General features: G+C 73.6%; 11 protein-coding genes. 6 read left to right on the top strand and 5 right to left on the bottom strand.

Features of this window, described 5'->3' with window-relative positions:
• The first annotated feature begins 28 nt into the window (after window positions 1-28).
• Window positions 29-1,660 carry a hypothetical protein gene (locus BS83_RS36290; protein WP_157597468.1) on the top strand — a complete coding sequence of 544 codons (1,632 nt, stop codon included), beginning with the start codon at window positions 29-31 and terminating at the stop codon, window positions 1,658-1,660.
• A gap of 56 nt (window positions 1,661-1,716) precedes the next feature.
• The gene (locus BS83_RS36285; RefSeq protein ID WP_037607534.1) at window positions 1,717-2,661 is read left to right on the top strand and encodes a bifunctional riboflavin kinase/FAD synthetase; all 945 of its coding nucleotides are present in this window, start codon (window positions 1,717-1,719) and stop codon (window positions 2,659-2,661) included.
• Window positions 2,662-2,749: 88 nt separating this feature from the next.
• Here the strand turns inward: BS83_RS36285 and BS83_RS36280 are convergent, their stop codons facing one another.
• From BS83_RS36280 to eccE, 3 genes are all read right to left on the bottom strand, one after another.
• Window positions 2,750-5,293 (bottom strand): nucleotide-binding protein, encoded by a 2,544-nt coding sequence (locus BS83_RS36280; RefSeq protein WP_051944717.1) that lies wholly within the window; start codon window positions 5,291-5,293, stop codon window positions 2,750-2,752.
• A gap of 122 nt (window positions 5,294-5,415) precedes the next feature.
• Complete coding sequence (locus BS83_RS36275) at window positions 5,416-6,189, bottom strand: hypothetical protein (protein ID WP_408641063.1); 774 nt, start codon at window positions 6,187-6,189, stop codon at window positions 5,416-5,418.
• Window positions 6,189-7,556, bottom strand: coding sequence for a type VII secretion protein EccE (gene eccE, locus BS83_RS36270; RefSeq protein ID WP_037607532.1), 1,368 nt, complete (start codon window positions 7,554-7,556; stop codon window positions 6,189-6,191). The genes BS83_RS36275 and eccE overlap by 1 nt, the downstream gene beginning before the upstream one ends.
• A gap of 240 nt (window positions 7,557-7,796) precedes the next feature.
• Here eccE and eccB point away from each other — a divergent pair, with 240 nt between their 5' ends.
• From eccB to mycP, 4 genes are all read left to right on the top strand, one after another.
• The gene (gene eccB / locus BS83_RS36265; RefSeq protein ID WP_037607531.1) at window positions 7,797-9,332 is read left to right on the top strand and encodes a type VII secretion protein EccB; all 1,536 of its coding nucleotides are present in this window, start codon (window positions 7,797-7,799) and stop codon (window positions 9,330-9,332) included.
• Between the two features lie 194 nt (window positions 9,333-9,526).
• The gene (locus tag BS83_RS36260) at window positions 9,527-9,838 is read left to right on the top strand and encodes a WXG100 family type VII secretion target (protein WP_037607530.1); all 312 of its coding nucleotides are present in this window, start codon (window positions 9,527-9,529) and stop codon (window positions 9,836-9,838) included.
• 58 nt (window positions 9,839-9,896) lie between these two features.
• A complete protein-coding gene (locus BS83_RS36255; protein WP_037607529.1) occupies window positions 9,897-10,193 on the top strand; it encodes a WXG100 family type VII secretion target in 297 nt (98 codons plus the stop codon).
• A 122-nt stretch (window positions 10,194-10,315) separates the two neighbouring features.
• Window positions 10,316-11,557, top strand: coding sequence for a type VII secretion-associated serine protease mycosin (gene mycP, locus BS83_RS36250; RefSeq protein WP_037607528.1), 1,242 nt, complete (start codon window positions 10,316-10,318; stop codon window positions 11,555-11,557).
• Window positions 11,558-11,630: 73 nt separating this feature from the next.
• Here mycP and BS83_RS36245 read toward each other — a convergent pair whose 3' ends face one another.
• The gene (locus BS83_RS36245) at window positions 11,631-13,046 is read right to left on the bottom strand and encodes an APC family permease (protein ID WP_037607527.1); all 1,416 of its coding nucleotides are present in this window, start codon (window positions 13,044-13,046) and stop codon (window positions 11,631-11,633) included.
• A gap of 447 nt (window positions 13,047-13,493) precedes the next feature.
• Window positions 13,494-17,453: a type VII secretion protein EccC gene (locus BS83_RS36240; protein ID WP_037607526.1), complete on the bottom strand. Its 3,960-nt coding sequence runs from the start codon at window positions 17,451-17,453 to the stop codon at window positions 13,494-13,496.
• Between the last annotated feature and the right edge of the window lie 54 nt (window positions 17,454-17,507).

Here is a 17,507-nt window from a genome sequence, read left to right as displayed (position 1 = left end):
CGGGAGGTGCCATGAGGCGGCGCGGAGGATGTTGGGGGCGCCGGGCGGGGGGTTGGCGGCGGGGGAGTTCGAAGAGCTGTTCCCGTGGGAGGAGGGGTGGGCCCAGGCCGTGCTGGGGGAGGGGCTGCTGGTCTCCGCGGGCTCCGGCTACCGCTTCGCCTCGGCCGCGTTGGCCGACTGGCTGCAGGGCACCCATCTCGACCTCACGCCCGCGCTCGCCCTCGTGCTGGCGCCGTCCGGCGATGACGGGTCCCGGCGTCCCGGCGCACGGGCGGTGGGAGCGCACCGGCGTGGCGGACCGCTCGCCTGGGTGCCTCCGGTGCCGTTGCCCGACGGGGCGGAGGCCGCCGACCCGGCCGGGCGCGGATGCGTGCCCAGGTGGCGGATCGGCGTGGTGCGTGAAGCCCTGCTCGGGCTCGCCGCCGGGGCGGATCCGAGCGGGTTCGAGTCGGCGCTCGGCCGCCTCGTCCTGCGGCTGGACGGTCCCGACGCCGCCGCGCCGGGGAGCGACGCCCACTGGTGGGCCGAGCGGCTGCTGGTCGGGACCCTGGAGCGACTGCCCGACGCGGAGCCCCACGCCCCACTGCTGCGGGCGCTCGCGGAACGCGTCGCCTACCGCGGCGCCGCCGCGGTGCCCCTGCTGCCGTGGGACTTCTGGCGTCGGGTGCCGCTGAGCGTCGAGGCCAGGCTGGACCTGCTGCGGCTGCTCGCCCGGGCTGCGGCCCCCGAGCCGCTCGCGCTCGTCGGCGAGCTGATCGCGCAGCAGCCGGCCCGAGCCCTGCCCGCCCTCTGCCGTTGGCTGGACGACGAGCGGGTCGCCGGCCGCGCGACCGAGATCCTGCTGACCCATCGACGCGTCGCCCTGGACGAGCTCGCCGAGGCGCTGGTGTCGGCCGCGCACCCCCGAGCGGACGCCCTGCTGCGCGCACTGGCCGACACGGAGCCGTCCGCGCTCTGCCGGGCGGTGGACCGCTGGGCGCACGATCCGCGGCCCGAGCGCCACGTCGCGGCCGCTTCGGTGCTGCCGCACGTCGCGCGGGCGGCCCAGGCCGCCTCCGCGCGCGAGGCCGACCGGACGCTGGTCAGGCTCGCCGCCGAGGCGTTGCTCGCCCGCGCCGACGAGGAGGCCCTGCACGGCTCCGCGCTCGCGGCCCTGCTGCACGACCCGGTCACGCGCCCCCGCCATCTGCGCGCCGCCGTCGCCCGCTACGTCGCCGGCGACCCGCTGCTCGGCGCGGCCGCGCTCGCCCCGGCGCTCGACAGCGATCCCGTGCACGTTCTCGCGGGCTACGACGCGCGGCTGCGCGAGCCCGGCGAGGAGGCCGCCGCGGTGCTGGTCGCGCTCGGCGCGACACCCGCGCCGCACGCCAGGGTCGCCGCCGCGCGCCTGGTCCGCGAGCACCTGCGCCGACGCCCCGAGGCGGCGCTGCAGGTCGCGCAGTGGCTGCGGGCCAGGACGGAGCACGGCTCGGCCGAACGCGAGGTACTGCTCTCCTTCGTCCGCGACCTCGCCGCCGAGCATCCCGAGGCGGTCCGCCGGGCCTTCTCCGATGCGCTCGCACCGGACGGAACGCCGCTCGGACGGGAGCTGAGCGGGCTGCTGGCGTCCCGTGTGACGAGTCCGATGCGGATCGAGGACCAAGCCCATGGCAAGGTATAGGGGGTTGGAACCACTGGGGCCTGCGTCGACAGCAGGACGGACGAGGAGCGGTCAGAGTGCAGCGCTGGCGTGGCCTGGAGGAAGTTCCGGAGGACTGGGGGCGATCCGTCGTCACCATCGGGTCCTTCGACGGGGTGCACCAGGGCCACCAACTGATCATCGGCCATGCCGTGTCGCGCGCCCGCGAGCTCGGTGCGCGCTCCGTCGTGGTCACCTTCGACCCGCACCCGAGCGAGGTCGTCCGGCCCGGCAGCCACCCGCCGCTGCTCGCGCCGCACCACCGCCGCGCGGACCTGATGGGCGAACTCGGCGTCGACGCCGTCCTGGTGCTGCCCTTCACCGCCGCCTTCTCGCAGGTCTCCGCCGAGGACTTCGTCCGTCAGGTGCTGGTCGACGGACTGCACGCGCAGGTCGTCGTGGAGGGCCCGAACTTCCGTTTCGGTCACCGCGCGGCCGGGAACGTCGAGCTGCTGGCCGAGCTCGGCGAGCGCTTCGACTTCACCGTCGACGTGCTGGACCTGCAGATCAGCGGTACCGCGGGAGGCGGCGCGCCGTACTCCTCGACGCTGGCCAGACGTCTGGTCGCCGAGGGCGACGTGACCGGCGCCGCCGAGGTGCTGGGCCGCCCGCACCAGGTCGAGGGCACCGTGGTGCGCGGCGCCCAGCGCGGCAGGGAGCTCGGCTTCCCGACCGCCAACGTGGCCACCCTCCCGCACACCGCGATCCCCGCCGACGGCGTCTACGCGGGCTGGCTGACGGTGAATCAGGAGCGGATGCCCGCAGCCATCTCGGTCGGCACCAACCCGACCTTCGACGGCACCGAGCGCACCGTCGAGGCCTACGCGATCGACCGGGTGGGCCTGGACCTGTACGGGATGCACGCCGCCGTCGAGTTCTTCGCCTACCTGCGCGGCATGGAGAAGTTCGACACGATCGACGCCCTGCTCGACCGGATGGCCGACGACGTGAAGCGGGCCCGCGAGCTGACCGACGGCGTCTGAGTCCGGCCCGGGTCCGCACACGGACGAAGAAGGAGGGGCGGCCCGCCGGTGGCGGGCCGCCCCTCCTTCGTGCGGGCGCGGGTCGTGCCTACTGCTGGGGCGGCGGGTAGCCGTAGGAGCCCCACTGCTGGCGCGGGTCGTAGGGCTGCTGCGGCGGGTACCCGCCGGCCGGGGGCGGCGACGCCGGCTGCTGCTGCCCGTACGGGTCGTGCTGCGGTTGCTGCGGCGGCACCGGAGGCTGCTGCCAGCCGATCGGCTGCGGCTGGATGCGGGCGAAGTCCGACGCGACCAGCGCGGCGAGGTTGAAGTACGCCTCGCGGGTCTTCGGCTTCATCCGGTTGAGGTCCACCTCGGCCCCGGCGGCCAGGTGCTCGTCGAAGGGGACGACCACGACGCCCCGGCAGCGCGTCTGGAAGTGCGCGACGATGTCGTCGATCTTGATCATCTTCGAGGTCTCGCGGACGCCGGACACCACGGTGATGCTGCGCTGGACCAGGTCCGCGTAGCCGTGGGCGGTGAGCCAGTCCAGCGTGGTGCTGGCGCTGCTGGCGCCGTCGACGCTCGGCGTCGAGACGACGATCAGCTGGTCGGCGAGGTCCAGCACGCCGCGCATCGCGCTGTAGAGCAGGCCGGTGCCCGAGTCGGTCAGGATGATCGGGTACTGCTGCCCGAGGAACCCGATGACCCGGCGGTAGTCCTCGTCGTTGAACGTCGTCGAGACGGCGGGGTCGACGTCGTTCGCGAGTATCTCCAGGCCGCTGCTCGCCTGCGAGGTGTACCGGCGCACGTCCATGTAGCTGCGCAGATGCGGGATCGCGGTGACCAGGTCGCGGATCGTCGCGCCGGTCTCGCGGCGCACGCGGCGGCCGAGGGTGCCGGCGTCCGGGTTCGCGTCGATGGCGATGACCTTGTCCTGGCGCTCGCTGGCGAGCGTGGAACCCAGCGCGGTCGTGGTGGTCGTCTTGCCGACGCCGCCCTTCAGGCTGATGACCGCGATCTTGTAGCTGGTCATCACCGGGGTGCGGATGACGGCGAGCTTCTGCTGGCGGTCGACCTCGGCCGCCTTGCCGCCCAGGCGGAACCGGTTCGCGCCCTGACGCCGCTCGGGCGGCTGGTTGCGCAGCAGACGGTCGGAGGAGAGCTCCACGGCGGCCGTGTAGCCCAGCGGTGCTCCCTGCGCGACCGGCTGCGCCTGGCCACTACCCCAGGCCTGCGGCGGCGTGGCCCACGGGTTCGGCTGTGCCTGACCGGCGGCGGGCGGCGCGGCCGGGTGGACCGGCTGCTCGGGGTGGGCGGCCGGCGGCGTGGCGGGGCGGTAGGGGTTCTCGGTCGGCGCGCCGGCCGAGTAGCCGGCTTCCGGCGCCCCGAACGGCGGTTGGCCGGGCGGGGCGGGGTGCGGGGACTGGGCGTCGCCGGGCATGCCGTAACCGGCGGCACCTGCGGGCGGCCCGTAGGGCGGTTGGCCGGCCGGGGCGGGCGCGGTGGGGTACGGCGGGTACGCCTCGCCGGGCGCGGCCTGGTCGGCGGCCTCCGGCAGCGCCGCTCCGGGCGCGCCGAACGGCGGCCGGCCCGGTGCGGCGGGGTACGGGGGCTGGGCGTCGCCGGGCACACCGTAACCGCCGGTGCCCGCGGGCGGCCCGAAGGGCGGCAGGCCCGGTGCGGCGGGGTACGGCGGCTGCGTGCCGAACGGCGGGACCTGGTCGGCGGGCTCCGGCATCGCTCCGGGCGCCCCGAACGGCGGTTGGCCGGGTGCGGCGGGGTACGGGGTGTGCGCGCCGAACGGCGCGGCCTGGTCGCGGGCCTCGGCCGTGCCGTGGTCGGCCTCCGGCGTCGGCGTTGCGGGCGGGCCGAAGGACGGCAGGTCCTGGACGGCGTCCTGCGGGACGGGACGCTGTGGCTGCGCGTCGCCCGACGAACCCGGGCCCGCCTCGAGCGCCGCCGCGGCCGGACCGGGCATGCCCTGCGGGTCCAGCGGGACGCCGAAGCTCGGCGTCGCCGGGGACGGGACCCGCTCGTCGACCGGCGCGCCGGGGCCCGACTCGTCGGATGCGGACAGGTGCGGGGCCTCGTCGACCACGTCGGGCGCGGGAACGGGAGCCTGGCCGCCGAGAGAGCCCGGCTCGTTCGGGGCGGCCGGAGTCGGCGCGACCACGGGGGGCTCGCCCGCCGTCGGATCGTGGTGCTCCGCCTCGACCGCCTCGTCGGACGCGGGCGCGGTGGGCGCAGGGAAGGGCGCGGCAGCGGGCTCCTCGCCGCTCGTTGCGGTCGGGGGCGCGAAGGGGGCCGGGACCGGCGCGGGCTGCGGGACGGCCTGCGAGGGGATGCCGGGCGCGGGCGGCTGCGGCGGCACCCCGGGCGTGCCGGGCGCGCCGTAGGAGGTGCCGCTGATCTGCGGCGGCGGCCCGGCCGGGGGCGCGTACGCGCCGGGCTGCGCGCCGGTTTCACCCGCAGGAGCGGCGGGTGACGGTGGGAAACCGCCCTGGTGGGGGACGGCTGCGGGTGCGGGTCCGCCGACCTGGGGGGCGTTCTGCATGTACCAGGCGGGAGGCGTGTAGTCAGGTGCGTCCGACCACTCCTCGTCCTCGTCGGGCGTCTGGTCGCCCGCGTAGACGTTGTCGCGATCGCTCGTCACTGTGCCCGCCCTCTCGTTGACCTCGGAGACTCACAGCGTAATCGCCCGCCCGGACAGCTCGGGAGCCCCTCCTGTCCTTCGTCCGCCCGGCGGGACCTGACCCGGCCTCCGGATCCGGACCGTCAGTCCACGCGCCGTGCCTGGCCCAGCACCTGGGCCTCGGAGGCCGTCGGTCCTCCCTGGACGAAGGCGCGGCTGCGGCGGTTGGTCCAGAGGGTCACGCCGTCACCGAGGTTGGGCAGCGCCGCCTCCTCCTCGGCCGGAAGACCGAGGGCCCGGGCGATGAGCGAGGCCTCCTGCGGGGCGACCCGTTGCACCCCCACCAGGTCCGCCGAAGTGAGCAGCCGCTCCGCGCCCTCGGCCAGGTAAGGGAGCAGTGTGAGCATCGCCTGCCAGGGTGCGGCGGACAGCCGGGTGCGGGCCGGACGCGGCCCGGCGTCGCGGACGACCAGGACCGGGCTCGCCACGGACGCGCCCTGCGGGCCGAGGCGCCCGATGGGGTGCACGGTCATGCAGGGCTGGCCGCCGCCGGCCGCCTGGGCGACGGGGCTCCAGGCCTGTCCGCGACCGGTCTCGACGGCCACCCGTGCGCCCGTCGCCGCCGCGCGCAACGCGATCAGCTGGGCCGTCCACACGCCGCCGACCAGCACCACGTCGTAGGCGCGCGGCCGGAACAGACCCAGCACCGCCGGTGCGCCGCTGCCCTCGGTGCCGACGACCACCCCGTCGCCGCCGACCGGAAGGCTCACCGCGCCGAGCTGGTCCAGCGTCAGCACGTGCTGCTCGCGACGCGGACCCGGCAGGCCGAAGCCGGCCAGGCCGCGGCGCACCGGGCCGCCATTGTTCTCGTCCTGCCCCAGGGGCGGCGAGGTGTGACGAGAAGTCGACATGGCCATCAGCGTGTCCCCCCGAGCGGCAGCGTCGCGAGGACGCCGGGCACCTGTTCCAGTTCCAGCCGGACCAACCCGGCCCCGGCGCTGCGCGCACGGGTCTCCAACTGCCGTGCGGCAGTCGTCAGTTCGCTCTCGCCGCGGGCGGTGATCCGGACATGGCCGCTCAGCGCGACCGCGCCGCCGCCCGACTCGCGCAGGGTCAGTGCGAAGCAGCTGCCCAGCGCCGGGGTGCCGGTCAGCACGCTCACCAGCTCGGTGGTGGCGGCCGGGTTGAGCCTGGGCCACTGTCCGATCCAGTAGCTGCGGTGCCAGCGGTCGTCGCAGCGCCAGGACTTGGCGGTCTCGACGGTACGACGGGGCGCCGAGCCCTCCGTCGCGCCCGCACCGGAGGAGCCCCGGCCGTGCGTGACGGCGACGGGGTTGGGGCAGACGGCGGTGCCGATCGCCGCGGTGACCTGCGCGGTGTCCAGCACGGTCGCGCGCAGCCCGGCCTCGACCAGGCGGCTGGCGAGCTGGTCCACCCCGCGTTGCAGCGCCCTGCGGGCGCCGCCCTCGCCGCCGCCCCGCGCGGCCACGGCGCTGCGGCACAGCTCCGGGTCGAGCCTGACGGCGACCCAGGTGAGCCGCAGCCCCGGGGTGGAGGGGCCGCTCGGCAGTTCCCGGTACGCGCGTGCGGCCAGCGCCTGCTCGGGCAGGTGGGGTGCCGGTGCGGGCTGGGCGTACTGCACCAGTTGCACGGCGTCGAGCACCACGTCGTCCGCGCGCAGGCCCTGGGCGAGCAGGGCGAGCGGCAGCGGCACCGCGCCCGCCTGCGGACGCAGCGGCCGGTCCGGGGCCTCGACCTGGATCAGCGCGCTGAGGAAGGTCCCGTCGCCGACCATGCCGATCTCGCGGCGCTCACGGCGGCCCGCGCCGCCGTCCGCGTCTATGGTGTGCGTCACCACGCGCAGCGCGGGCTCGCACTCCAGCACCGGCGTCAGCACCGGGTCCACGTCGGGACCGTGGGGCGCGAGAGCCGCCCGACGGATCCGTCGGCGCAGGGCCGCACGGGCGCGCAGCATGTCGGCGAGCGAGAGGCCGCCGAAGCGCAGCAGGGCGGCGAGCAGCAGCAGTACGCCCACCAGACCGCCCGCGATCAGCGCGATCCGGCCGTGCACCCACCCGATCAGCGCGGCCGCGGCGACCGCCTCGACCAGGACCAGCGTCACCAGGCGCACCGGCCCGAGCCGTCCGGGCCGCGGCCGCAGGCGGACCGTGACGTCGCCGCGGGCGGACTGCGCCGTGGGCCCGTCCGGCACGGCGTTCGAGGTGCGCGGGCGGCCTGCGCCCGACCCTGACGGCGCGTGGCGCGAGGCGGTCTGACTGGGCATCCCCCGAGGCTCCCCTTAGGTCGTCTGCTCGGCAGGCTCGCGTGGGCGAGCACGGTGGCGAGTGCGTGGCGTGTGCAGCTTCCCGGAAAACCGGCGTGGAGCAAAACCCCGGCCCGGTTGGCTGATCGCAACACCGTACCCGTACCGTACGTACCGCACGCGCGCGGTGTCGTGAGGGCGCATCGGCGCCGGGGCGCCGACGGGTGCCGGGACCATTCCGACGACGGGGAGAACAAGGGGATGGCATCACGCCGAAATGAGCTCAGCGCCTACACGTTCGCGCGCAAGCGCACCGTGGCGGCGTTTCTGCAGCCGAGCGGCGGCGGAAACGTGGAGGACGCGCCGAGGGCGCTGCGGGCGGTCGTGCCGAGCCTGGTGCTGGGAGCGGTGGCGGTCGCGGCCTTCGGCGCGTACGGGATGCTGCGGCCCTCCGCGCCGCACGGCTGGCAGACGGCGAACGCGGTCATCGTGGACAAGCAGACGACGACCCGGTACGTGATGCTCGACGGGGTCCTGCACCCGGTGCTCAACATGTCCTCGGCCAGGCTCCTGCTCAGCGGTAACTCAGGCGTCCAGTACATCGACGACTCGGTGCTCAACTCCCCGCAGGTCCAGCACGGTCCGACCATCGGCATCCCCTACGCCCCGGACAGCCTGCCCACGGCCGCCGACGCCGGGGTGGCCAAGACCTGGGCGGCGTGCGAGCGTTCGGACGCCACCGCGACGGACGGCGTGGCCCAGAAGCTGTTCGTGCTGGGCGGCGCGCAGGCCGCGCTGGTCCACAGTCACGGACGGCTGACGTCCGGCCAGGCGCTGTACGTGCAGACCGCGGACGGGGTCGGCTACCTGGTCGACGCCTCCGGGGTCTCGCACGAACTGGTCGCGAGCGCGAAGGACGCGCGGAAGCTGGCCGTCGCCGCGTTCGGTGCGTCGGCCGGACGCCCCCAGCAGGTGACCTCGGCGTGGCTGAAGACGCTGGTCCCCGGCGACCCGATCTCGCTGCCCCGCGCGGACATCCAGGAGTTCGGCAAGCCGTACCACGGGCCCGACGTCGGCGCCGGCGACCGGCGCGTGGGCGACCTGCTCAAGGTGACCGACACCAGCGGCGGCGTGCTGCACTACGTGCTGCTCCAGGACGGTCCGCACAAGATCTCCGACTTCGCCCTCGGTCTGGTCGGCGCCATGCACCTGAGCACGGCGGAGATCCCGGTCAGTCAGTACAAGCTGCTCAACTCCAATCTGGTCACCCCCTTCGAGTCGGGCAAGGACTGGCCGCAGGCCGCGGTCAGCCAGGCCAACCTCGACGTGAGCGCCGGCGCGATGGCGAGCTGCGCCGTCTACGACGGCGTGATGAACCAGAACGGCCCGAAGCTCGGGGTCTGGCTCGGCGCCGACTTCCCGGTGAACCAGAACTCGGGCACCGCGGGTGTCTACGTGACCCCCGGCACCGGGCTGCTGCTGCAGGCGGTCAACGGCGGCGCGGGCGGCGGCGGCAAGGTCTACCTGCTGACCGACACCGGTCTGCGCTACCCCGTGCAGATGAACAGCGACGGCAACGGGGCCCCGGCGTCGGGCGGTTCGAACGGTTCGGCGGACGCGGCGGGGGCGGCAGGATCGGCGGGCGCGGCGGGCGCGAACGGTCAGAGCGACACCGCCGCGGCCAGGCTCGGCTACGGCCGGACCGGCCCGAACCCGGTGCCGCTCGGCTGGGCGGACCTGGTCCCCTCCGGTCCCGCGCTGACGAAGGACGCGGCCGAACAGCAGCAGGGCTCCTGACCGCGGGTCAGCGCGGGCGCCGCTTCGTCCGGTCTTCACAGAACCCGGACAAAGCTGCTCCGAACCTGATGTTGGGGGTGTCTGACGGTGCGGCTACAGTGCTACGGGACATCATCGTTCGGTGATGTCGACCGGGGGCGGTCCGTGCCGGACACCCCGGTCGCCACAGGTCTGTCTCATGGGGGACGGTGCACATGTCGGGTCAGTTCAGGACTACCGCAGATGAGATGCGGGCCTTCTCGGCCCGCATCGCCGAGGTCAACTCCCAGATCCAGCAGGAGCTGAACTCGCTGAACAACGTCGTCAGCTCGGTCACCTCGGGCTGGAAGGGCCAGGCGGCCACGGCGTACCAGCAGCTGCAGCAGAAGTGGAACGAGGACGCCGCCAAGCTGAACAAGGTGCTCAGCGAGATCAAGGACGCGATCGACAACACCTCGCAGCAGTACACCGCGACGGAGCAGGAGCAGCACTCGGGGCTGAGCAAGATCACCTCGGCGCTCGGCTGACGCCGCGCCGTTCGCCCGCCCCGATCCGCCACTTGCTTACCACCGAAGGGGAGACACCATGAGCGACTCCGGTCAGATCCTTGTCAGTTTCGGCAGCGTGTCCCAGGCTGCCTCGGACGTCCGCCAGACGGCCGCCAAGGTCCAGCAGCAGCTCGACGACCTGCGTGCCGGCGTGCAGCGCATCGCGCAGTCCTGGGAGGGCAAGGCGCAGGAGGGCTACCAGGCCCGCCAGCGCGAGTGGGACAGCGCCGCCGCCGACCTGCACTCCGTGCTGGTCCAGATCGCCGGTGCGCTCGACAGCGCCGGCCAGAACTACCAGGCGACCGAGAACCGCAACGCCCAGCTCTGGGGCTGACAGCCCGCGTCCGGCAGGACCGTCCGACGCGACGCACGCGTTCACACACGCCGCCGTGCTGCCGCGCCCCTCACGGGCGCGGCAGCACGGCGGCGTGCACCGACCCTGGGGGAACCGCACTCGTGAACAGGCACCACCGCAGGGCACTGGCGGTCGCCGCCTGCGCCCTCGCGTGCACCGTCGTGCCGGTCGTGCCCGTGCTGCCGGTCGGCGGCGCCACCGCCGCGCTGGCCTCCGACGGGCAGTGTCACTTCCCCGCCGACCAGATCCCCGGCACCCCGTGGGCGCTGCAGCGGATCCTGCTCTCGCAGCTGCACGCCAGGTACGACGGCCGCGGCATCACCGTGGCGGTCATCGACTCCGGGGTCAGCGACGCCAACAGCCAGCTCGCGGGCGCGGTGAAGGCCGGGCAGGACTTCCTGCCGAAGTCGAATCCGCCGGACGGGGGCTCCACCGACGACCAGGTCGGGCACGGCACCATGGTGGCCGGCGTCATCGCCGCCCGCCCCGACCCGCAGCGCCGCACCGGTTTCCAGGGCCTGGCGCCCGGGGCGACGATCCTCGCGATCCGCCAGAACGACGGCCAGGGCCACGCGGACGAGAAGTCCCTCGCGGCGGCGGTCGACTACGCGGTCGGCCACGGCGCCCAGGTGATCAACATCTCGCAGGACCTGACCACCCAGGACGGCAAGCCCTACGAGGGGGTCACCGCGAGCAGTCCGCTGGCGGTGTCCGTCCGCAAGGCGCTGGCCAAGAACGTCGTGGTGGTCGCCGCCGCCGGGAACGAGAACCTGGACCTGCCCACCTATCCGGCGGCGCTTCCCGGGGTGCTGGGCGTGGGCGCGTCCGACCGGAACGACGAGCGCGCCGACGGCTTCTCGGAGACCGGGAAGTCGGTGGGGGTCGCCGCGCCGGGCGTGGACATCGTCTCGACCGTCCCCAAGGGCGGTCAGTGCGTCGACAACGGCACCAGCTTCGCCGCGCCCTACGCGGCCGGGGTGGCCGCGCTGCTGCGCGAGAAGTACCCCAGCTGGACGGCCGCGCAGATCGTCGCCCGGATCGAGCAGACCGCGCTGCGCACCGACGCGGGCTGGAACCCGTACATCGGCTGGGGCGTCGTCGACCCGGTCGCCGCCGTCACGGACGACTCCCCACCGGAGGACGCCCCGGTGGCCACACCCGCCGGTCCCTCCTCGGCCTCCCCGGTCCACGCCCGCCCGCTCGCCGTCGGCGAGACCCAGCAGCAGCGCGACCAGCGCACCGCGCTCTACGCGGTGGCGCTGGGCGGCCTCGGGCTCGTGGTGATCACCGGCGCGGCCACCGTCATCCGCGACAGCCGCCGCCGTACCCGTCCGGTGCACTGACGGCGACGACGCAGGAGCCCGCCCCGCGCGACGTGCGGGGCGGGCTCGTGGGGGCTGTGCGTGCTGGAGCGGGTCAGACCTTCTCGTCCTCGGGCACGGTGATGACCCAGCGGGTCTCCGGGCGGGGGCGGAGGTAGACGACCCAGTACAGGGCGGCCGCCGCGGTGATGCCACCGGTGATCCACAGGGACAGGGTGTCCTGCTGCAGCATCACGTAGGCGAGCACCGCCAGGATGACGATCGGCACGACCGGCCACAGCGGCATCCGGAAGGCCTTGGCCTCCCTGTGCTTGCCGCGGCGGGCGCCCAGGGCGGCGACGGCGACGCAGGCGTAGAGCAGGGTGACGGCCACGCCGGTGACCAGGCTGAGGGTGTCCAGGTTGGCGAAGCACAGGGCCGCGCCGGGGAGGCCGACGGCCAGGGTGGCGATCCAGGGGGAGCCGTAGCGCTTGCTCAGGTCGGAGAAGGCCCGGTTGACCGGCGCCGGCCAGGCCTTGTCACGGGCCGAGGCGTAGAGCACGCGGGAGTTCTGGATGACCATGACGATCGCCGCGTTGATGATCGCCAGGGCGATGCAGAGGCTGACGAAGGTGCCGACGGCGGAGTTGCTCCAGGCGGTCACCATGCCGCTGATGTCGCCACCGGCCAGGGCGTCCAGGCTGGGCGCGCCCAGGGTGATCGCGATCACCGGGATCAGGATGACGGCGGAGCCGATGCCCAGCGTCCACAGCACGGTGCGCGGGACGGTGCGGTGCGGCTTGTCCATCTCCTCGGCCAGGTAGACGGCGGTGGAGAAGCCCTGGGTGATGAAGAGCGCGGCGGCGAGGCCGACGATGATCGTGCCGGTGGAGACCGGGCTGACGCCGCCGTGCGTGCCGGGCAGCTCGGGGTGGATCAGCACGGACGCGGAGCGGTTGGTGTGCGCGAAGCCGAGGACGGCGACCAGTCCCGCGGCGACGACCTCCAGCACCAGGAAGATGCCGGTGATCCAGGCGTTGGCCCGCAGGTCGAGCAGGCCCATGACGGTGGCGGCGATCATGACGATCGCGCCCATCAGCTTCGGATCGACGTGCACGATCGGCGAAAGGTACTGCGCGGTGCCCAGGGCGATCACCGGGGGCACGATCATCACGACGATCAGCGCCTGGATGAAGGCGAGCCAGCCCGCGAAGCGGCCGACGGTGTGACCGGCCATCGCGTACTCGCCGCCGGCGCTGGGGACCAGGGTGCCGAGCTCGGAGTAACACCAGGCGACGCCGACACAGAGCACGATCGCGATCACCAGGGTGAGCGCCGTGCCGGTGCCCAGCGAGGCGAAGGACGCCGGCACGATCACGAAGAGCGAGGAGGCGGGCGTCAGGCAGGAGAGCGTCAGCAGGGTGCCGCCGACGACGCCGATGGAACGCTTGAGCTTCTGCGGTTCGGCGGCCTTGATCAAGGTCACGGAATCCGCAGGGCCGTCCGTGGGGCGGCGCAGGATGTCGGTCATGGGCGTTCCGTTCGACTCGTGCAACGGGTGACTCGCGGGGGAGCGCTATCGCCTCCTGGCGGGTAGCTGGCGCTTCTGTCAGTCGCTCCCTGGCCCAGTCATGGAACCCTGCCGTTAACGAGGCGTCAAGGCGCGTTTTGCTTCGGATTCCGTTGCCGGAAACTCCTAGCACAACTGATCTGATGCCACCTCAGCGGTATGTCTGAAATGACGCATAGCTCCTTATGCCTTTCGAACGAAAGTAGAGGAGCCCACGCGCCTTCTCATCGATGCTAACAGCAACCAATGATCATGTGATCGTTGCCGCCGGATCGCGGCACGACAAAGGGCCGCCGAGTGACGAAACACTCAGCGGCCCCCTGCGGCTGCTTCGGATCGAGCGGTGGGCGGTGCGAAGCGTCCGGATAACGATCGCGCCACCGGCCCGCGGCCAGCCCTACTGTCCAGTTACTGAGCCGGGGTCCAGCCCGTCTGCACCGTGAACGAGCCACGGCGCCGGGTGACCAGCACGCCTCGTCCCGGCGGCAGGATCTGCGGACGGATGTTGCCCAGCAGCACGCCCTCGTCGCGGTCCCCGGACAGGACGATGCCCTGGGCGCCCAGCTCCTTCAGTCGCTGCATCACCGGCTCGAACAGGGCCCGTCCCGCACCGCCCGAGCGGCGGGCGATGATGATGTGCAGGCCCACGTCCTTGGCGAACGGCAGCACCTCGAGCAGCTGCGACAGCGGGTTCCCCGTGGAGGTCGCCACCAGGTCGTAGTCGTCGATGACCAGGAACAGCTCCGGACCGCTCCACCAGCTGCGGTCCCGCAGCTGCGCCTGGGTGACGTCCTTGCCCGGGATCCGGCGCTCCATCGAGCCCCGCACGTCGGCCAGGAAGGCCTGCAGCGCGGGCTGCGCCGCCGCGTACTCGAGCAGGTGCGGAGAGGTGACCGTGCCGAGCAGCGAGCGGCGGTAGTCGCCGATCACGATCAGCGCCTGCTCCGGGGTGTAGCGCTCGGTGATGCCCTTGAGCAGCAGGCGCAGCAGCGCCGTCTTACCGGTCTCGCCGTCACCGAAGACGATGAAGTGCGGGTCGGTGTCGAAGTTGAGGTAGACCGGTGCGAGCGAGGTCTCGTCGACACCGATCGCGATGCCGAGCTCCGGCGTCTCGAAGGCCTTGGGCAGCTGCTCGGCAGGGAGCAGGTCGGGCAGCATCCGCACCTGCGGCGCGCGCGGCCCCTGCCAGTTCTCGGAGATCGCGCGCACCATGGCCAGGACGCCGTCGGCCAGGTCCTCGACCTCGCTGGAACCGTCCAGCCGCGGCAGGCCGGAGAGGAAGTGCAGCTTGTCGGAGGTCAGACCGCGCCCCGGCGCGTTGGCGGGGACGTTCTGGGCGACCTTGCGGTCGATCTCCGACTCCATCGCGTCACCGAGCTTCAGCTCCACGCGGGTCTGCAGCAGGTCCTTGAGCGCCGGCCGCACCTCGCCGTAGCGGTTGGCCGTGATCACCACGTGGATGCCGTAGGCCAGGCCGCGCTGCACGATGTCGGCGACGACCGGCTCCAGCGCCTCGAACTCCTGCCGGAAGCTGAGCCAGCCGTCGATGACCAGGAACACGTCGCCGTAGGGCTCGTCCGGCAGCAGGCCCTGCTTGCGGCGGGAGCGGAAGGTGTTGACCGAGTCGATCTGCTGCGCCCGGAACAGCTCCTCGCGCCGGTTCAGCACCCCGGCGACCTCGGCGATCATGCGGCGCACCTTGTCGCCGTCCAGACGCCCGGCCACCCCGCCGACGTGCGGCAGGCCCTGCAGGCCGATCATGCCGCCGCCGCCCAGGTCCAGGCAGTAGAACTGCACCTCGGCCGCGGTGTGGCTGAGCGCGAAGGAGGCCATCGTGGTGCGCAGCAGCGTCGACTTGCCCGACAGCGGGCCGCCGACGACCAGGCCGTGGCCCGCGGCGCCGGAGAAGTCCAGGTACATCAGGTCGCGGCGCTGCTCGAAGGGCTTGTCGACCAGGCCGACCGGCACGACCAGGCGGCCCTGCCCGGTGTAGTCCGGCGCGGTCAGGCCCCGCTCGGGGGTGACCGCGAGACGGCCGAAGAGCTGGCCGTAGAGCTGGTCCAGTGCGGGCGCCTCGTTCAGCGGCGGCAGCCAGACCTGGTGTGCGGGCGGGCCCTGGCCCTCCAGCCGGTCCACGATCACGTCGAGCACCGTGTCCACCAGCGCGTCGTCCTGCCGCGCCACCGGCGCGGCGACCTGCTCGTCCAGCGGCAGCAGGGGCAGCGCCACCGGCGATCCGGTGAACAGCACCGGCTGGGCCCGGCGCACCCGGCCGGAGGACTGCTGGGCCCCGCCGGACCGGTAGGGGCCGGACACGTAGGCGGCCTTGAACTGGGCCATCACGTCGGTGCCGAACTTGAGGTAGCCGACGCCGGGGACCGGCGGCAGGTGGTAGGCGTCCGGCACGCCCAGCGCGGCGCGCGACTCGGCGGCGGAGAAGGTGCGCAGACCGATGCGGTAGGAGAGATAGGTGTCCAGACCGCGCAGCTTGCCCTCCTCCAGCCGCTGCGAGGCGAGCAGCAGGTGCACGCCGAGCGATCGACCGATACGGCCGATCTGGATGAACATCTCGATGAAGTCGGGCTTGGCCGTCAGCAGCTCGCTGAACTCGTCGATGATGAGCAGCAGCGAGGGCAGCGGCTCCAGCGGGGCGCCCGCGGCGCGGGCCCGCTCGTAGTCGTGGATGTTCGCGTAGTTGCCCGCGGCGCGCAGCAGCTCCTGGCGGCGGTTGAGCTCACCGGTGATCGAGTCGCGCATACGGTCGACGAGGGTCAGCTCCTCGGCGAGGTTGGTGATGATCGCCGAGGTGTGCGGCATGTCCGCCATGCCGGCGAAGGTCGCACCGCCCTTGAAGTCGGCGAGGACGAAGTTCAGCGTCTCCGAGGAGTGCGTCATCGCCAGACCGAGCACCAGGGTGCGCAGCAGCTCGGACTTGCCGGAGCCGGTCGCGCCGACGCAGAGGCCGTGCGGGCCCATGCCCTCCAGCGCGGCCTCCTTGAGGTCCAGGATCACCGGCTCGCCGCCGGCTCCCAGACCGATCGGGACGCGCAGCCGCTCGTGGACCGGGCGGGGCCGCCAGGTGCGGGCGGTGTCGACCGAGGCGGCGTCGCCGACGCCCATCAGGTCGGTGAAGTCCAGGTTGGCCAGCAGCGGCTCGTCGTCGCCGCCCGCCGAGACCCGCAGCGGCGCGAGCTGGCGGGCCAGCGCCTCGGCCTGCCAGGCGCTCAGCACGTCAGGGGCGCCGGTGTAGACGGCGCCGGAGGCGGAGCGCAGCCGCATCTTCTCCGGGGTGACCGTGACGGCGAGCGCGCCGCGCGGCTCGTCGAGCTCGCCGGGGACCACCTCGATCACGGTGACGCCCTGCAGACCGTCGGCGCCGGCCAGCACCGAGTCGGCGCCGACGGAGGCCCCGTCGAGCACGATCACCAGGTGCGGCTGGTCCGGCACGGGCGCGGCGTCGCGGTGGAACCTGGCCCGGCCGGAGAGCTCGTCGTCGAGCAGCTCCTCCAGCTCGTCCAGCGAGGTGCAGATCATCCGCAGCGAGCCCGCGCCGTCCGTCTCCCGCGTGTGCTGCACGTGCGGCAGCCACTTGGCCCACTCCCACTCCGGCAGCGCGCCGGGCGCGGCCGCGATCCCGACGACCAGGTCGTCGGGGGAGTGCAGGGTGGTCAGCTGGGCGAGCGTCGCGCGGACCACGCCGTAGACGGTCTCGGGGTCACCGGAGACGCTCAGGTGGTAGAAGGCGCGCAGCGAGATCGCCAGCGGCAGGTCCGGCAGGGTGGAGTGCGCCGTGAGGAAGTTGCGCATCGCCTCGGCCGTGAGCGGCTCCAGCTCGTCCACCGGGGCGGTCTGCGGCGGCACGATCCGCGAGAGCAGCTGCTGCGGGCCGCGCCCGACGCGCACCTGACCGAAGTCGTTGTCGCTCGGACGCCGCTCCCAGAGCCGGCGGCCCTCGGCGACGACGGACCAGAGCTGGTCGGGCTGCGGGTGCAGGTACAGCTGGGAGTCGCGCTGCAGCTGCGCGGTGCGGCGCACCTGCTTGCGCAGCTGGGTCAGGTACTTGAGGTAGTCGCTGCGCTCGTCGTCGATGCTGCCGCCACCGCCCCTGCGCTGCTGGTTCAGCTGGGCGACGGCCATGGCGACGGTCGAGGCGACCATCAGGCCGCCCATCACCTTCATCATCATCGCCATGCCGGGCATGAAGAAGAAGGCCGCCGAGCCCGCCGTGGCCACCATCGGCAGCATCGACTGCCACCAGGCGCCGCCGTCCTCGCGCGGGAGCTCCGGGGGAGACTCCAGCCGGACTTCCTCGTTGGGCACCGCCGGCGGATACGCCCTGGGCGGTCGCTTGACGGTCACCACGCTCAACTCGGCACCAGCCTCGTCCCTCGGGCCCGCAGACCCATCGTCCCCCGGTGACCT

This window comes from Streptacidiphilus rugosus AM-16 (assembly GCF_000744655.1).
In the GTDB taxonomy this organism is placed as follows: Bacteria; Actinomycetota; Actinomycetes; order Streptomycetales; family Streptomycetaceae; genus Streptacidiphilus; species Streptacidiphilus rugosus.
Note: the sequence above shows the minus strand (reverse complement) of the source record. Positions and strands in the feature narration are given on the sequence as shown.